Annotated in this window: 15 protein-coding genes and 1 pseudogene; 6 read left to right on the forward strand and 10 right to left on the reverse strand. The window is 45.3% G+C overall.

Annotated elements, in window-relative coordinates; translation table 11 throughout:
• Nucleotides 1–5 precede the first annotated feature (5 nt).
• The 3 genes from NSS67_RS26890 to NSS67_RS26900 form a co-directional block, all read right to left on the reverse strand.
• On the reverse strand, nucleotides 6–911 hold the full coding sequence (locus NSS67_RS26890) for a carbohydrate ABC transporter permease (RefSeq protein ID WP_339316791.1): 906 nt from the start codon (nucleotides 909–911) through the stop codon (nucleotides 6–8).
• A complete protein-coding gene (locus tag NSS67_RS26895) occupies nucleotides 908–1,789 on the reverse strand; it encodes a sugar ABC transporter permease (RefSeq protein WP_339316792.1) in 882 nt (293 codons plus the stop codon). The genes NSS67_RS26890 and NSS67_RS26895 overlap by 4 nt, the downstream gene beginning before the upstream one ends.
• A gap of 89 nt (nucleotides 1,790–1,878) precedes the next feature.
• Nucleotides 1,879–3,237 carry an extracellular solute-binding protein gene (locus NSS67_RS26900; RefSeq protein ID WP_339316793.1) on the reverse strand — a complete coding sequence of 453 codons (1,359 nt, stop codon included), beginning with the start codon at nucleotides 3,235–3,237 and terminating at the stop codon, nucleotides 1,879–1,881.
• Between the two features lie 150 nt (nucleotides 3,238–3,387).
• On the opposite strand from NSS67_RS26900, the gene NSS67_RS26905 reads away from it, so the two are divergent.
• From NSS67_RS26905 to NSS67_RS26915, 3 genes are read left to right on the forward strand one after another with little or no spacing between them, the layout of a single operon-like run.
• Nucleotides 3,388–5,181, forward strand: a complete 1,794-nt coding sequence (locus tag NSS67_RS26905) for a sensor histidine kinase (RefSeq protein WP_339316794.1) — start codon at nucleotides 3,388–3,390, stop codon at nucleotides 5,179–5,181.
• 20 nt (nucleotides 5,182–5,201) lie between these two features.
• Nucleotides 5,202–6,764 carry a response regulator gene (locus NSS67_RS26910; RefSeq protein ID WP_339316795.1) on the forward strand — a complete coding sequence of 521 codons (1,563 nt, stop codon included), beginning with the start codon at nucleotides 5,202–5,204 and terminating at the stop codon, nucleotides 6,762–6,764.
• On the forward strand, nucleotides 6,764–7,756 hold the full coding sequence (locus tag NSS67_RS26915) for a helix-turn-helix domain-containing protein (protein WP_339316796.1): 993 nt from the start codon (nucleotides 6,764–6,766) through the stop codon (nucleotides 7,754–7,756). The genes NSS67_RS26910 and NSS67_RS26915 overlap by 1 nt, the downstream gene beginning before the upstream one ends.
• A 56-nt stretch (nucleotides 7,757–7,812) precedes the next feature.
• Here the strand turns inward: NSS67_RS26915 and NSS67_RS26920 are convergent, their stop codons facing one another.
• Complete coding sequence (locus NSS67_RS26920; RefSeq protein WP_339316797.1) at nucleotides 7,813–9,387, reverse strand: sugar hydrolase; 1,575 nt, start codon at nucleotides 9,385–9,387, stop codon at nucleotides 7,813–7,815.
• A gap of 238 nt (nucleotides 9,388–9,625) precedes the next feature.
• Nucleotides 9,626–10,039 (reverse strand): zinc ribbon domain-containing protein, encoded by a 414-nt coding sequence (locus NSS67_RS26925; protein WP_339316798.1) that lies wholly within the window; start codon nucleotides 10,037–10,039, stop codon nucleotides 9,626–9,628.
• 288 nt (nucleotides 10,040–10,327) lie between these two features.
• Between NSS67_RS26925 and NSS67_RS26930 the strand changes: the two genes are divergently transcribed.
• Nucleotides 10,328–10,546, forward strand: coding sequence for a PspC domain-containing protein (locus NSS67_RS26930; protein WP_339316799.1), 219 nt, complete (start codon nucleotides 10,328–10,330; stop codon nucleotides 10,544–10,546).
• A 50-nt stretch (nucleotides 10,547–10,596) separates the two neighbouring features.
• Nucleotides 10,597–11,286: a PspA/IM30 family protein gene (locus NSS67_RS26935; RefSeq protein ID WP_339316801.1), complete on the forward strand. Its 690-nt coding sequence runs from the start codon at nucleotides 10,597–10,599 to the stop codon at nucleotides 11,284–11,286.
• A 49-nt stretch (nucleotides 11,287–11,335) separates the two neighbouring features.
• Here the strand turns inward: NSS67_RS26935 and NSS67_RS26940 are convergent, their stop codons facing one another.
• The 4 genes and pseudogenes from NSS67_RS26940 to NSS67_RS26955 all read right to left on the reverse strand — a co-directional run.
• A complete protein-coding gene (locus NSS67_RS26940) occupies nucleotides 11,336–12,028 on the reverse strand; it encodes a DNA alkylation repair protein (protein ID WP_339316802.1) in 693 nt (230 codons plus the stop codon).
• Between the two features lie 22 nt (nucleotides 12,029–12,050).
• Entirely contained in the window at nucleotides 12,051–12,668 is a 618-nt protein-coding gene (locus tag NSS67_RS26945) for a DNA-3-methyladenine glycosylase 2 family protein (protein ID WP_339316803.1), read from the reverse strand.
• Nucleotides 12,669–12,826: 158 nt separating this feature from the next.
• Nucleotides 12,827–13,498: a VWA domain-containing protein gene (locus NSS67_RS26950; RefSeq protein ID WP_339320717.1), complete on the reverse strand. Its 672-nt coding sequence runs from the start codon at nucleotides 13,496–13,498 to the stop codon at nucleotides 12,827–12,829.
• 111 nt (nucleotides 13,499–13,609) lie between these two features.
• Nucleotides 13,610–14,125 (reverse strand): annotated as a pseudogene (locus NSS67_RS26955) (TerD family protein); the annotation flags it as partial.
• A gap of 111 nt (nucleotides 14,126–14,236) precedes the next feature.
• On the opposite strand from NSS67_RS26955, the gene NSS67_RS26960 reads away from it, so the two are divergent.
• Nucleotides 14,237–14,875 carry a 3'-5' exonuclease gene (locus NSS67_RS26960; protein ID WP_339316804.1) on the forward strand — a complete coding sequence of 213 codons (639 nt, stop codon included), beginning with the start codon at nucleotides 14,237–14,239 and terminating at the stop codon, nucleotides 14,873–14,875.
• A gap of 78 nt (nucleotides 14,876–14,953) precedes the next feature.
• Here the strand turns inward: NSS67_RS26960 and NSS67_RS26965 are convergent, their stop codons facing one another.
• Entirely contained in the window at nucleotides 14,954–15,910 is a 957-nt protein-coding gene (locus NSS67_RS26965; RefSeq protein WP_339316805.1) for an HD domain-containing protein, read from the reverse strand.
• Between the last annotated feature and the right edge of the window lie 108 nt (nucleotides 15,911–16,018).

Here is a 16,018-nt window from a genome sequence, read left to right on the forward strand (position 1 = left end):
GAAGATTAGCCTTTCACGGAACCCACCGTAAGTCCGCCCACGAAATACTTTTGCAGGAACGAAAAGGCAATCAATAGCGGAAGCGCACACAGCATACAAGCTGCGAATAGGACGTTCCACTGGGTTGGATTCTGCTGGTCACCCATGAAGCCAAGCATGGCTAGCGGCAGGGGAGACTGCGAGGACTTGGAAATAAACGTCATATTGAAAAAATAGTCATTCCAAATCCAGATGCCCTGCGTGATGATGACCGAAACTGTAACTGGAATCAGCAGCGGGAACACCACTGCCCAGAACCGACGTAAAAGTCCCGCACCATCAATATGTGCCGCTTCTTCTACCTCCTCTGGAACACCACTACGAATAAATCCGGTGTACAGGAATGTTGAAAACGGCAGGCTGCAGGTAACGAACATCAGGATCGGCGTATATTGCGTACTTGGAATACCCAAACTGTTGATCATTTGCACGATTGGAATCAGAACCATCTGTCCTGGTACGACTAGTCCGGCAAGGAAGAACAGATACAGAAACTGGCTCCATTTGCTTCTGATTCGGGCCATCGGATAGGAAGCCATAGCCGCGAAGATCACAACTAGAAGAACGGAAATAGCTGTCAGCACCACACTATTTAGTAAAGCGGAACCAAAATGCATCCGTTCGAAGGCTGTCCGGTAGCTTGTAAATGATATCTCATTGAACAAATCAAGCGGGTTTGTGTTGTTGCTCGGTGATCTCAATGAGGTGGACAGCACGATCACAAGCGGAATCAGATTCAGTACCATAATTACGATAACGAGGAGCTGAACAAGTATTTTTTTTAGAAGTGACCCGGCTTTAACAGGTTTCCGCACGTTTCGGACAGGTTTATGCTGCTGCAGGATGTTGCCTGCTGCTGTTCCATTGCTCATGCTGACACCTCTTTTCTATTCATCATCAGGACAGAAACCGCAGTAATAGCGATAATCAGCATAAACGAAATAATCCCAAGCGCCGAGGCCTTGCCGAACATTTGCTCCGTGAACGCCATTTTATAAATTGAGTAAATCAGGGTGTTAGTCGAAGTTCCAGGACCTCCATTGGTCATAATAAACGGAAAATCGAAGGCTTTCAGACCATTAATTAAACTTAACGTCGTATTGATCGTAATAGATGTGGCGAGCAATGGGAGCTTCACAAATCGCAATAGCTTCCAGGCACCGCAGCCATCAATTCTACCGGCTTCGAGCAGCTCACTAGGAACGGTCTGAAGACCTGCCAGAAAGATAATCATCGTTGTTCCGACGTTCTTCCAGATTTCCACGAAAATAATAGAGTACAGCGCCGTGGAATAGCTGCCTAGAAAATTCAAATTATCACTTGCAATCCCGAGCTTACTCAAGAACGTAGCAATCATCCCGCTGTCCGGCATATAAACATAACTCCAAATGAAGCCGACTACAATCGCACTAAATAAGGTCGGAATGTAAGAGATGGAGCGGTAAAAGCCCTTGCCTCGAATCTTCATGTTCAGTAGCAGTGCCAGCCCGAGTCCGATCAGATTGCCCCCCACTACACTGACTATTGTATAAATGAGTGTATTCTTGATCGAGTTGCCCAGCGTACCTCCGCTAAACAAGTCCTTGTAGTTATCAAAGCCGATATAATTAAAGGTCTGGGCGTACCCGTTAAAGTCAGTAATGCTGTATTGAAACAGCTTAGTGATCGGGAAGATCCAGAATGTTAAATAAAAGATCAGTGCTGGCAACGCGAAAAAATACATCGTTTTTTTCATTACAGTCGATTTCATCTCTATTTTATCCTCCTATCCAGAATTGTACCGCCAGCTTAACGATCTAAAATGTTAGGACTGGCGGGACGATCTTCAGTGATTCCGGTTTAATTTTTCCACAATTCCTTGAACTTGGCATCCATAGCCTCTGTAACCTGCTCCGGAGTAGTCTTACGTCCACCAATAATCTCAGCGAATTTGGCTTCCATCTCTTCAGCTACACCTGTTGGCCACATCTGGTTCGGGAAGTATACGGACTTACCATTATTCAAGTATGAATCGTTAACATCCTTGAACAGGTCATGATTCAGTGGAACACCTTTATACACGCTGATCGAACTGTTGGCTTCGGTCCAAGCCTTGAATAGGTCCGACTGGCCATCAAACAGGTAATTCATAACTTCCTTGGCTACGTCCAGATTCTCTGATTTAGCGTTAAGCGCAAAACCAGCAGCCGTGGCAGCAGAGACATAAGTTGGCTGGCCTGGCTCGTTAGCCGGCAGAGAGAAGAATCCACGGGTAAAATCGGCTGCACCTTTGGCCGTCAATGTTGCATAATCCCAGGTTCCGTCAAAAACCATGGCTGCTTTGCCGTCTACGAACAGTTGAGCAGCTTGGGCACTTCCAAGTCCTAGTGAATTCTTAACCACATAACCCTTGTCATATAATTCTTTCATTTTGGAGACCGTATCCACCCACTTTGGATCTGTCAACGATTTCTCTCCTGCTTGGAGTTTGGTATCGAAATCCATTTCATCCGGATAAACCTCATTCGCCGCGATTTGATACATGCCGAACTGGAGGAACCAAGGGTCCTTGTCTGCGAGTGAGATTGGAGTAATGCCCGCATCTATCAGCTTTTGGGAAGCTTCCAGGAACGAAGGCCAATCCTTCGGCATTTCCGTAATGCCAGCTTGTTTGAACAAATCCTGATTGTAATACACACCGAGATAGTCTAGGCCTCCTGCGATTCCATAAGGCTTACCCTCATAAGACATATCATCCTTCGCTCCCTGGCTGATGTTATCCCAGAAGGTCAGATCCGATAGATCAGCCGCATAGCCGGCTTTTGCCATATCCAAGACACCGAGGGACGCATTTCTTGGAAATACCCAGTAAATATCCGGACCTTTACCTGAAGCAAGCTTTGTACGAATCGAAGTGAAATACTGCTCATCTGGAAGCTTGGAAGTTTCGAGTGTAACGTTAGGGAACTTTTCCTTCACGAGCTTAGGCATGATATCAAGTGCGAAATCCTGACCGTCTGGAGCCTTGGTGCCAGATACCATCATGGTCAGCGTCACCTTTTTCGTGCTGTCCGCTGTGGCTGCCGGAGTGTTTGTAGCGCTTCCACTATTTTCAGCGTTACTGGTGTTACTGTTGTTTCCTGAACCACAACCTGCAAGAACAGCAAGCAACACTGCCAGCATTAAGGTTCCTGTCCGTTTTTTAGTACGTGATTTCATAGAATAACCTCCCTGTTTTCTTATCACTTTTATTTCTCGGCATCCATATTTTGTTGGTTGCTGTATTGTTATTTTAATCTTGTAAGCGGTATAATTACTTTTGCATTTAGGGTGCACTATTTTACGAATGGCTAAATCGGAGGAGAGCAAATGAAATTCTCAAGTATCAAAACCAAACTCTTTCTTGCACTCGTACTTGTATCTGTCATTCCGATTGTGATCGTCACTTATAACTCCTACCGGAGCTATACCAATCTAGTCAACCAGCAAACCTCACTCGTTGCCTCCAACACTATCCATAATACCGTTAAGGGTATAGAGGATATTTTTGGAAATATTGAACGTATTTCACTCACCATTCAGCAGCAAACCTCCAGTGCGACTGCGTACACTACAGTAAGCGACGAACTAAAAAAACTAGCCAGCACCAGCGATTCCTATGACATTTTTATTATACAAAACAAGCTGAAGCTGATCTTTGAGAACCTGCTGCTAAGCTATGATTATGTAAATGGAATCTACCTTTTTTCTCCTGACGGCAAAAATATCAGCTATGGCAGCACAGCGGAGCTGAAGGTGGGATATGTCCCGCTCCAGGATGTTTGGTATCAGAAGACCATTGCCAACAAAGGCCAGCTTTATATTGGCGAGCCTGGTGTAAAGCCTTATATCATCAATTCCGAACCGTCTCTGGTATTCTCCCGCGCACTTTACGATATGAAGACCCAGCAATTTCTTGGTGTGTTTATGCTGGACTGCAGTCTGGATATTTTCAAAGGACTAAACCGAGACGCCGTACCTAACATGAGCTATTTGGTCCTCGCCAACGACGACGGCAACATCATTTACAACAGTACAGGTCAGAACACGGACTCACGGCTGCCGGAGGATTTAACACTTAAGACCAAGGCTATGCAAAGCGATGAGCTGGAATTTTACAACGGAAATAATTTGACCGTCATTCAGCGGCTACCAGTATATCACTGGACCGTTATCGCAAATATTTCACTAAGTGAGCTGTATGAGAAATACGGAATTTCCAACAAGCTGATCCTTTATATCTCCCTTACTTGTGCGGTCATTTTCATTCTGCTGTCCGTCCTATTGTCCAACTGGATTACAAAGCCGATAACCCAGCTTGCCAAAATCATGCGTAAAAACAAATCGCAAAAATTCATTACAACCGAAATCAAGCCTAAACGGGTTGACGAAATCGGCTTTCTCTATGCAGAATACAACAAAATGATGAAGGACATCGACATCTTTGTCAGGGAGAGCTACCAGAATAAAATTCTAACCATGGATTCACAAATGAAAGCGCTTGAAGCCCAGATTAATTCGCATTTTCTGTATAATACACTCGAATCCATCAACAGCATAGCCGAAATTGAAGAAGTCGAAAGCATTGCTGTCATGACCAAAGCGCTGGGGGATATGTTCCGTTATAGCATCAAGACCGATAGTGAGCTGGTATTTGCCCGGGACGAGATTCAGCATGTAGACAACTATATGGCCATTCAGCAGATCCGCTACGGTAGTAAAATCTGTTTTGTTAAAGAGATTGAGGAGTCCGTTCTGGAAGCGAAAATCCTCAAATTGATCCTTCAGCCCTTAGTGGAAAATGCCGTCTATCACGGCTTGGAGAATAAAAGAGGTAACGGCATGCTCTTACTAAAGGGCTTTCTGGACCCGGATACCAAGCGGATTATCTTTGAAATTCAGGATGACGGGATTGGCATTCAAGAAGAACGGCTAAAGGAAATTCAAACGCTGCTACATCAACCGCCGGAATTCATGGGGCTTGGCCACCGGAGCAGACAGAGCATCGGCATTAAAAATGTGCACTCACGCATTGCCCTCTATTACGGTTCTGATTTCGGACTGACTATTGCTAGCGAACCAACGATAGGCACTACAATTACCCTTACACTCCCATCCAAATAACGACGAAAGGAGGCTAAATCATGTACAAATTCATAATCGTCGACGATGAGCCTTTGATCCGCCAGGGCCTACTAAAAAAAATCAGTGCAGTAACCAAAGAACTGATCTTCTGTGGTGAAGCCGACAATGGCGAGGATGCCTTGGACCTTATTCAATCGGAGGACCCGCATCTAGTCTTCACCGATATGCGGATGCCAGTTATGGACGGAAAATCCCTACTTCGGCAGCTGCAAAATCAATATCCCGATAAAAAGATCATCGTCATCAGCGGATTTTCCGATTTTGAATATATGCAGGAGGCGATTTCAGCCAAGGTAGTCCACTATCTGCTGAAGCCGTTCAGCAAAGAAGAGATCCACCAAGCGATCTCCAAAGCGTTATCTGCCATAGAGAGTGAACAGTCCGCCAAGGCTGAAACTCTCAATATAACCAAAGAAGCGGAGCAGTTGAGTTTGCTTGGAGATATGCATGCCCTGCTACAATACGTTGCGGGGTTCTATCCCGCTCACAATCCGCCTAGTTTCCGGTCTGCTCCCATGCGCAATCTCATGTCTTCCAGCAGAATGGTCCTGCTAACCCTCTATAATCCAGAAGAGTTAGCGGTACAGGAACCCATCTTGGAGAGCACACATCTTTTTCTTCCCCACCCGCAGAGCAGGAAGCTAGCTTTTTCTCTCCAGCTCTGTGACGCTTCACTTAAAGAAAACGAGGTGCTGGAACTGGCTGCTGCCGAAGCCAAAAAATTAATCGCCAGCACAGGACCACAGGCCTGCATCGGCATCAGCGGTATGAAAAGCGATGTCAAGGAACTGCCGCAGGCACGCCAGGAATCTATGTCTGCTTTGAACTGTCGTGCTATCGCCGACCAAGGACAATTTTTCATCTACCATCCGGGCAGTTACCAGGCTGCACCAGTGATGTGGGAAGGCAGCCGAGACCTGATCTTTTTCATTGAATCTGGGAACATCGATAAGGTTGAAGAACGGGTTCACGACTATTTTGACTATTATAAAGGGCAACCTGCAGCAACAATCCATCAGTTGAAGGAGAATTGCCGATCCATCATCACAGAGGTCAAAACTCTGATCTCCGTCTATTACCCAGTTGAGAACGGGCAACATACTTCATCCAGCCTAGAAGCTGTACTGGGTATTTCATTTGATGCGGAAGAAATCCGGCTATATTTCCTGACCGTGCTCGCCTCGATTGCAGAATTGCTGAAGGAACAATCGGTCTATGCCTCTCCCAACGTCATTGATAATGTGAAGGTATATATCCGCAAAAACATATGCTCACCTCTCACGCTAGAGCATCTATCGAGTCTGTTCTATATCAGTCCGAGCTATCTAAGCTACTTATATAAGGAGAAGACGGGCGAAAATCTGATTGATTATGTCAACAAAGAGCGTATCGAACGTGCCAAGCTGCTGCTTCGTACCAGTGATGAGAAAATATATAAGATCGCCAAGAGTCTTGGGATCGATAACGCTAAATATTTTTTCCGACTATTCAAGAAAATGACCGGATTCACACCGGAGGAATACCGAAAATTAAGTGAGTCCGCAAAAGAGGGGGCAGGCTGATGGATCATAGGGAGCTTGAACATTATTTGCGCCGTCATGATGTAATCGAAGCCAAACAGCGGTACACCCGCCGCAACATCAATGAATTTGGTGGCAAAGAATTGATCTTGCCGCACGGGGAACAGTTTCCGCGTATGCCAGAATCCTTTTTTTTCAATCAGGGCGATTATCATATCAGCAAGCACCACCGGTTCGCCGCCATGCCAGAGCATACGCATACATTTATCGAGCTAAATTACATGTACTCAGGCCGCTGCCGACAGAGCATTAGCGGGTCTATCGTAGAGCTAGCCCAAGGCCAGATTTGCTTGCTGGATACGGATGTGCCCCATTCGATTTCTACACTCGATGAGGATGATATCCTGATCAATATTTTGATGCGAAAGGAAACGCTGAACGCAGCATTTCTGACCAGGCTGGGATCTGACGGGAGGTTAAGTGATTTTCTGATCAATGCCCAGTCTCCCGCTGCAGCCCATGACCGCTATCTTGTCTTCCGCTCAGATAACTGTCAAAACCTTCACTATACCCTCGCCAGTATGATGTGCGAGTACTTCGATCCCCGTGATTTCTCCGCGGATATGATCAACGGATATATGGTCATCGTGTTCACGGAGCTTATGCGGGTGCTAAACCAGGACACCTCCTTAAGAGAGGTGCTTCCGACCAAACGGGGTGATCTGCTGGAAATCCTACAGTATCTAGAACGCCATTTTAATGACTGTTCCCTGAAGGATCTGGCTGCACGCTTCAATTTCAATCCGAATTATCTAGGCAACCTGCTTAAGAAAAGCACGGGCAAAACGTTCGGCGAACTAGTACAAGAGCATCGAATGGCATATGCCGCTCTCCTGCTGGCCCACAGCGACCGACCTATTGGGGATATAGCCGGGGAATGCGGATATGAGAGCCTCAGCTTTTTCTACAAAAAATTCGCGGATCGTTACGGACTAACCCCGCTACTCTACCGCAAGCAGAATCAAACAACCTGAGTCACCACTTGCTACGGTGCTCAGGTTGTTCACGCTACTATCGAATATGCATCTACTTACAATTGATGTTTACGGATCAGATATGTTGGCGTACAGCTCCAGGCATGGCAATAGCTATTGATCAAATGACTGCCATAGGGTGAAAAGCTCTTATCGTTTGGATTATACAGCTCCCAGAACGTATCAGCCCCGTCTTTAATCATCTGCCCCCAATACTTCTTGACCTCCGAAATGGCGATATCCCTTTCACCTACCTGAATCAGCGCCTCAATGAAATGATGAACCATATAGGGAGTGGTCATCGGAATGGGAGCCGAATCCTGCTGAAGCTGCAGCAATATTTCCTTCCCATGCTCTTCTTCTACAATTCCGGCAAGCACCATCCAGATTTGAGAGGCCCAAGAAACCTGTCTAATGTCTCCGCTCACGAAATAACCTAATTCAGAGTCCCAAAAGTGTTCCAAAGTTGCTTGCGTAAGCTCTTCGATAGTCTGTCGCAAACGATTCTGTCGTTCATCTCCGAGAAGAACAGCCAGCTCTAGCGCGCATTTCAAGTTGTATATTAAAATCGCCTGCGCCGGAGCTTGTTTGTTCAAATCCGGATGCCAGTCAACAAAAGCCCACCAGCTCTCATCATCGGTCACAATGCCACGCTCGTCCAGCCGTTCTAGGGACAGCTCTATCTGCCGGTAAGCAGAGGGCCATAGCTCCTCAAGCGTGTTCCGATCAGCTGTAGCCAAGAAATAATCGTGAAGAGTAGATACAAAAAAGAGTGAATAATCATAGAGATACGTGTCATCCGGTATGACATGGGGTTTCATGAACAAATTGGCTGTGATCCTTCCCCGATCATCCGGGTAAGCCGCAAACAAGTACAGGCACCGCTTGACCAAATCGTTGCCCGAGAACGTTTCGTAATTGGCCAGCGCCTGAAGCCTAAGGTCACCAAGCCACAGTCTGCGGTCCCGCTTGGGCCCATCCTCGAAGACCTCCTGCATGCATTCTTCCAGCGTCTTTACACTGACTGCATCAATGGCGTGCAGTTCGGTATCTGGGTGGTCCAACGGAGCCAGACGGGACCGATCAGCCGAAGTTTCCGCTGTGCACCTGATCTCAGCAAAGGATACTTTATATTTCGGTGACGTATCAAGAACCTTGAGCTTTACATACCGGAAGCTGTATCTGCGCTCAAGATTCAGTGATGCAGGAAGCACATCCAGATGAACCCGCTCCTCCTGTAGCCATGAGCTGCTGAGCCAGCCGTCATACTCCGAGAAGGGTTCAGCCATCTCCACCGGCATTTCGCCGAGGGTGATCTGCAGATGTAGCGGAGCATCCGGCGGGCTGCCTATTGGAACGATCCGAATCGCCAACTTGCCGACCAGATGCTCTCCAAAATCCAGAATAACCTCTTCCCCTTTACCAAAAGCAATCGAAGAAAGGGCCTCCGCACTCTGAATCGTTTCTGCCAGCCAGCCATGTACCGCCTCTTCACTTTTTGCGACCCTGATGATCTGCTTAGGGTTACAATCCCGGTAAATAAGCTGGGGTAGAAGCTGCTCTGCGGTGTTGGCAAACACCTCATTTTTATGGATAGTCACCGCTTGCTGGCGCTGCATCGCTTGAGTCATAACCTAAGTCCTCCTTCGTTTGTCTTGTTCCCCCTTTAGTAAACCTCAATTTCGCTTGTCTGAACATGCAGTGAATACAGCTAATCTTACTCTTATTACAGTTCTGCACGACTGAGCGAAGCTAGTTGTACAAGATAAGGAGCGCAACGAAATCCTGCACGCAAAAAAAGAGCAGTTGCCTTGGCAAGCTGCTCTTTTACTTGAACTTATGCTTTATTCAGTTTGTAAACTTCATCCCTTATTCCTTCTTATCCAATGTAATCGAAGATGGTGTTACATCACGAATAGGCTCTTTGGCCGCTTCAAAAGTTGATCCGCAGCTCGGACAAAAGCGTGCCTCAATTGCCACATTGCCACCGCATCCTTTACATTGCTTCACATCGGACAACCCAGCGATTAGCCCGAGATTGACCTCGATCTCCGATTTCAGTTCAAGAATACGGGAGATATTCTTCTCAATCTGCTCACTCGGCAGTGGTCCTGCACCTTGAGCTACAGCTTCAAACAACAATTTCCCCATTACCTGATACTGCTGGTCAATATCATTCTGCTTGCTGTTGTTCTGTAATTTCAATCGATTGATCTCCACCACTGTCTTTGCTTTATTCCCAGCCTCGCTCACGCCTGCCTTAACCTTGTTAAAAAAGCTCATGTTCAGCCCCCAATTCCGTAGCAGTCATAATATAAGCATATTTCGACACCGTCACAAGTATTCCTTTCTTTATTGTACCTAACTTCAACGGCGATTTGTAGCTCATCCACAACCATGAATATATTTCCCCCGCCTTCCTGCGGGAACGAACCTCGACTCAGGTCTGGTATATAAAACCGTCTTCAGGCCGTTTTGCGACATTCGAAAAGGCTTTACAATGAGTACATAAGCAAGCGGGTCGCAAGATTAAATAACAATCACCCCCATAAGAGAGGATGAAATGAATAAATGAAAAAATTATATCGTTCCCTAAGTGACAAAAAGATTAGCGGTTTATGCGGAGGTCTAGCTCGGTACACAGGCATTGACGCAACAATCCTACGTCTCATAACTGTTGCAGCAGCACTTTTCAGCTTCGGTACAGTACTTATCTTGTACGTTATCGCCAGCGTCATCGTCCCTAAAGAACCGTTTAGCAACTTTTCAGAAGGACCTGATTTCTACTAACAGATCGTCGTCATTCAGTAACAATCAAACATACTAAGGAGAGATAAAACATGAGTTTATTCAAAAGAATTTCCACCCTCACTAAAGCTGCCCTACACGAAGGTCTGAACAAATTAGAAAGCCCGGTGCTGCTAACTGGTCAATATTTACGTGATCTTGAGAACGAAATAGCTACTGCAGAGCGCAATGAGCGCGATTTAAAGGTTACAGCGAGTGTATTGGAACGTCGCAAACAAGAATATACCCGGTTGATAGAACAAAGCGAAGCCGAAGCCGTTCAAGCAGTTGAGCAGGGAAATGAAGAAAGAGCTCGCCTTGCACTGATGGCCAAGATACGGTATGCGGAACAGCTGGAAGAATGCATCAATAGCCAGGCAAAAACTCAGCACTCCCTAGCAGAACTGGAGATCAATATCGCTAGAGCTAAGGAAGAGCGTGAACAGCTCAAAGCAAAAAGAACCGAGCTTATCGCTCGTGCTCAGCAAGCAACAGAAACATTAAGCTCGGCTCCTCATAGCAGCCATAGCAGTGTAAAAGGACCCAATGTGGGTACCGCTTCACGCGGGTTTGAACGAATGGAAGAGAAAATTTTCGAGTGGGAAGCATTGGCGGAAAACTCCAAAAATAAATTCAGCTCAGGCTCAGGAGCAGCTTCATCCATTGATCCCAACCTTCGTAGTGCCGTTGACGATGAAATCGAACGAATCCGTAACCGGAAAATCAATAGTGACAAAAAATAAATATAAAAACAAGTCCCTTATTTCTCAGCTACTGAGCTATATAAGGGGCTTATTTTTTCCTACTCCTCTTCATGCCACGAATCATATTTTTCGTTTCCGGATCTACACGGTAAGATTCCGTGATTTTCTGCAAAGCCTTGTTATAAGTGAAATCATCTAAGCTGTTGTTTCTCAAATAACCTATCGTTGCCGCAGGCAATTTCACATAACACATCGAAAGCGCCCAAGAAACCGCCATTTTTACATAATACCCTTCATGTCTGACCTTATCGAGAAGTTGTAGAATCTGGTTGATGTACGCCTCTTCGATAAAGAAATTAAGCATCATTACTACTGCAAATCGAATCTCATATTCTTTTTCAGATAACAGATACGGCACTATAAAGTCCCACATCTGCTCTTTATTCTTTATAGTAAACTTCAGGCCTGTGCAAAAGCTATCGCATACCGACCAGTTATCGATTTTAGGAATAAAGTCCGCAATGTAATGTTGGATTTCTTCAAGCTCTGTCTTCACATACCCAAGCACCATACCTTGCAGCATTACTTCTTCAAAATAATCAGACTCAGCCCGTGCCAAATAAGCTCTCCAGTCTCCCTTTGCAATGGTTTTGGCGAGCTTACGCAGCTCCGGCAGTCTAACCCCTATTACGTTATCGACCGTCGGAATTAAAGCCGCTGAAAACTTCTGATAGTCCGCATCTGCTAACCCTAATAGCTGTTCCTTTATTGTTTTGTCCACTGTAGTACTCCTTGCTTATTAATTATTGAAATGAAATCTCCCACAAGTATATGGAAGCCACTGACCCTAAAGGTGAATATGTAAGCCGGTATTGTTCAAATTGATCTTTAGTAAGCGTATCTAGCCCATACAGTTTCACCATGCCACGACGAATTGCGATATCTCCCCAACTAATTACATCTGGGCGCTCCATCGAATTGAGTAGCATCATCTCTGCGGTCCACTTACCAATGCCTTTTAATGTCATGAGTCTCTGAACAACCTCTTGATCTGATAATCCATATAGCTCCTCCAGCTTGAAATCACCCTGCGCGACTAGATTGGAAATGTCATGAATGCAAACCGCCTTTTTCATCGTCATGCCGCAAGCCTGAATCTCATCCGCCGTGTGTATGGCTAGCTGCTGCGGAGTAATCTCTCCGAATCGATCCTGCATTCTTGCCCAAATGGTCTGAACCGCTTTAACTGAGATTAGCTGACCTACTATGGCATAGATAAGCGCAGTGAAAAGATCCGGTATAACAACACGCCCCACTTTCCCCATTTGCGTCATCGCCGCTCCAAGCACTGGGTCCACACTCCTGAGGTAATCTATATCTGCTTGCCCATATTCAAAAAATTTAGTTACCACAGTTCCCAATGTGATCCCTCCCGTATCTGAGCTTAACAATAATATACAACATCTATTTTGCAGTGTACGGATTCTTGAATAGGATAGCAAGATAATGAAACTAGAAAAGCCACAACACTTCTACTCGGGTAGATGGTCATGGCTCCGTGTATAGATTAATTTATTATTTATGCTCGAATAAGTCGCTTTTCCTTCGCTGCTTTTAGCCATAAGGGGAATTCATTTAGCAGCTGATCGTAAAGCTCCTCATCCGTCACCTGTTCAATCCGATCCAGATGAATAAAATTAGCGTTATCCACCAAACGCCCCTTCATCGTATCGAGCTGCATCAAAACCTCAAAATCCGAATTTCCAATTCCTACAAACTGCCAGAAAATCGGTTGAACAGAGGCCGCCGTAATCACCTTCTTAGTAGGTTTCACGACACCACCGTCGTTGATGAATATGATAAATACCGGCGTGGAATCAGGCTCTTCCTCTGTATATTTATTGATGATATCCTCCATCACCGGTGGCTCATTATTACGGCCAAATTTATGGATTGTATTATTGTTCATAATATGTGTAAAAACATAACTTCCTAATTCCTGTTCTGTAACAGGTGGCAAGCGACTAAACTCGGTGTCGTATACCCATACGTCCAATGAATGGTTATCATCGAATTTACAGGCAACCGCCAAAATACGCTCTACCACTTCTTGCACTGTCCCATTCGCATAGAGATTTCTCATCGAGCCTGTAATATCCAGTACGATTCCTACTCTCGCAGTTACGCCTGTCAGGTTCTTTTTTTCTAAGGTGATCTGGACAATCTTTTTGCGTAAATCAATGGAGGACAGCACGTTTTTTTCTTCATAACGAATCGGTTCTAGAGGAATTGTTAACTCAGCGGTAGCAGCTACCTCATGATTCCCCTTGTCTTCCTCAATATCTAACCCATAGTTGGTGCATAAAGCAGCCAAGCCCCCATCAAATCCACTACCAATAGCACTAAATTTCCACTCTGCACCATGCCGATAAAGCTCTCCAACTACAATTGCCGTCTCCTTGGAGAGATCAGAACCGTAATCGAAAATAAACAATTCCTCGTCGCTATCACCATCTACTAAACGTAGATATGGAGAAGATACTTGTTTCATAGAATGCCCTGACTGTTCTCCTTCATAGATCGTTAAAGTTAAAGCTATTCTAGTGATGTCCACAGGAAGCCCGGAGAGTGTAATCGCAATAGCTTCCTTATCTCCTTGTTGTAAAGCAGAATGACTTACTGCTTCATCTATCGACACCGGATTTCCATAAAAGATAAAGTTCTCATCGCGTTCGCAGCGATTCCGATCAGACAACAAAAAGGCCGCTGCATCTATACCAATCCTAGTATCAGTTGTCGTCCAACCAAACCTCAGTACCAGCTTGTTTACACTTCGCCCTTTCGTGATATCCACCTTTTGTCCTTTGATAATCCGCACTCTCTCATCTCCTTATTTTTACTCAACTACTATTTGTCACTTGTACTAGATTGTATTTATCATTTTACTACTTTAATATGAAGTATATATGATAGATAAGGAGCTTTACGAATGGACTTTATAGCAATTGACTTTGAAACGGCAAATTCCAGTCGATCCAGCGCCTGTGCTTTAGGACTTGTGGAAGTTAAAGATGGAAGGATAACGACAGAACATTCTTGGCTAATCGATCCGCAGCAGCGGTTTGACGGCATGAACATTTCGATACATGGCATCACCCCCTCCATGGTAATCGGTCAGCCTACATTCCATGAATTATGGCCCACCGTTGAACCTTTGTTACACGGACAAATCGTTGTAGCGCACAATGCCTCTTTTGATATGAGCGTTCTACGGTATTGCCTCGATGGAATGTCCTTAGGCTATCCGAGCTTTCAATACTTATGTACCTATTTATTAGGCAAAAAGATGCTGCCCGACCTGCCCTCTCATAAGCTTAATATAGTCTCCGAGCATTTCGGCATTGAGCTGAAGCACCATGACGCTCTCGATGACGCGCGCGCAGCAGCCTTGGTCCTATTAATGCTTATGGAGCGAGAATCACACCATGATCCGCTTTTGCTTTCTACTAGCCAAGGATATACTAGCGGAACTATGTTTGCTGGTGGATACACTCCTTTTTCTGCCCGTAAGAGTAAGCCTGCTAAGAGACCTGTGAACAAACAAAGAACGAAAAACTTCTATTTATAATAACCGGCTCATTATTCATCAAAAACACCCAACCGGCTCACTACAGCTGGTTGGGTGTTGAATTTTACAAGGTATGTTCTATATCTTCATCCGATAAACTGCCTTATTCTCCAAACCTCTGATGAATGGCGTCCATTCTTCGGTTTCTGGTGTGGTATCCAGAGCATCCTCTACCATTTGCAACTTCGCGTCCATCGCATCAATATGATGCAGAGCTACGGCCTCAGCCGTCTGCGGCTGAACAGGACTGCCCCATTCGCCCAGGTTATGGTGTGACAATACGAGATGCTGTAACGCCAGAACCTTCTCCGAATTCAAATCAATGTCTAAGCGGATGGCCGCTTCCGTAATCCAGTTAGATGCCATCGAGATATGACCAATCAGCTTACCCTGAACGCTATATTCCGAGACAATTCCGAGCTGGGAGATCATCTCCTCCGGCTTCGCGATATCATGCAGAATAATTCCAGCCTTCATCAAATCCGGATTCAAGAAGGGGCGCTGCTTGCACAGAAAATCCCCGATCTCCAGCATTCGAACCATATGATAAGCAAGTCCGGCAAAATAAGCATGATGATGCGTTTTGGCTGCCGGATAATGCATCAATTTCTCTTCCACTTTACTCACACAAAAAGAGACGATCGAAGCAATCTCTGGATCTGTGATGCTCGCCATAACTCCGTTAATCGTATGAATAAGGTCTACTGGACGAATAGGAGCGGAACGGATGAAATCCGTTAACGCAACGCCATCCTCATCGTTCACCAATCTGATTTTAGTAACTTTGATTTGCAATTTCTCACGATAAGTGTGAGCGATCCCACGAACCTTCACAAGCGCCATAGGAAAAAAGGTTTCTTTATCGGTCGTGCTGACATCCCAATATTTCGCGGACAGTTGCCCACTGGAATCCCCCAAAACTAAGTCAAAATAATCCTTTGGAGGGGTACCGTTCGTTTGTTTGATCGCTAGCTCTCTTAAGAGATAAAAGCCTACAAATTCATCTTGTGGAGCGAGCTGTTTAATTTGTGTCATGTTGGAGCCTCCTATTAATAACAGGCTTTGAACCTGCTCTCTATATTAAACTTTAGACACTCATGTCCAAAATCCCTTTAAATCACTATACGATCTATTTTCATATTT

The sequence above is a fragment of the Paenibacillus sp. FSL R10-2734 genome, assembly GCF_037963865.1.
GTDB lineage: Bacteria > Bacillota > Bacilli > Paenibacillales > Paenibacillaceae > Paenibacillus_AQ.

Bases quoted from the DNA above. Each gene is read 5' to 3' on its own strand.
- NSS67_RS26890 (WP_339316791.1), bottom strand. From the start codon at position 911: ATGAGCAATGGAACAGCAGCAGGCAACATCCTGCAGCAGCATAAACCT.
- NSS67_RS26895 (WP_339316792.1), bottom strand. From the start codon at position 1,789: ATGAAATCGACTGTAATGAAAAAAACGATGTATTTTTTCGCGTTGCCA.
- NSS67_RS26900 (WP_339316793.1), bottom strand. From the start codon at position 3,237: ATGAAATCACGTACTAAAAAACGGACAGGAACCTTAATGCTGGCAGTG.
- NSS67_RS26905 (WP_339316794.1), top strand. From the start codon at position 3,388: ATGAAATTCTCAAGTATCAAAACCAAACTCTTTCTTGCACTCGTACTT.
- NSS67_RS26910 (WP_339316795.1), top strand. From the start codon at position 5,202: ATGTACAAATTCATAATCGTCGACGATGAGCCTTTGATCCGCCAGGGC.
- NSS67_RS26915 (WP_339316796.1), top strand. From the start codon at position 6,764: ATGGATCATAGGGAGCTTGAACATTATTTGCGCCGTCATGATGTAATC.
- NSS67_RS26920 (WP_339316797.1), bottom strand. From the start codon at position 9,387: ATGACTCAAGCGATGCAGCGCCAGCAAGCGGTGACTATCCATAAAAAT.
- NSS67_RS26925 (WP_339316798.1), bottom strand. From the start codon at position 10,039: ATGAGCTTTTTTAACAAGGTTAAGGCAGGCGTGAGCGAGGCTGGGAAT.
- NSS67_RS26930 (WP_339316799.1), top strand. From the start codon at position 10,328: ATGAAAAAATTATATCGTTCCCTAAGTGACAAAAAGATTAGCGGTTTA.
- NSS67_RS26935 (WP_339316801.1), top strand. From the start codon at position 10,597: ATGAGTTTATTCAAAAGAATTTCCACCCTCACTAAAGCTGCCCTACAC.
- NSS67_RS26960 (WP_339316804.1), top strand. From the start codon at position 14,237: ATGGACTTTATAGCAATTGACTTTGAAACGGCAAATTCCAGTCGATCC.
- NSS67_RS26965 (WP_339316805.1), bottom strand. From the start codon at position 15,910: ATGACACAAATTAAACAGCTCGCTCCACAAGATGAATTTGTAGGCTTT.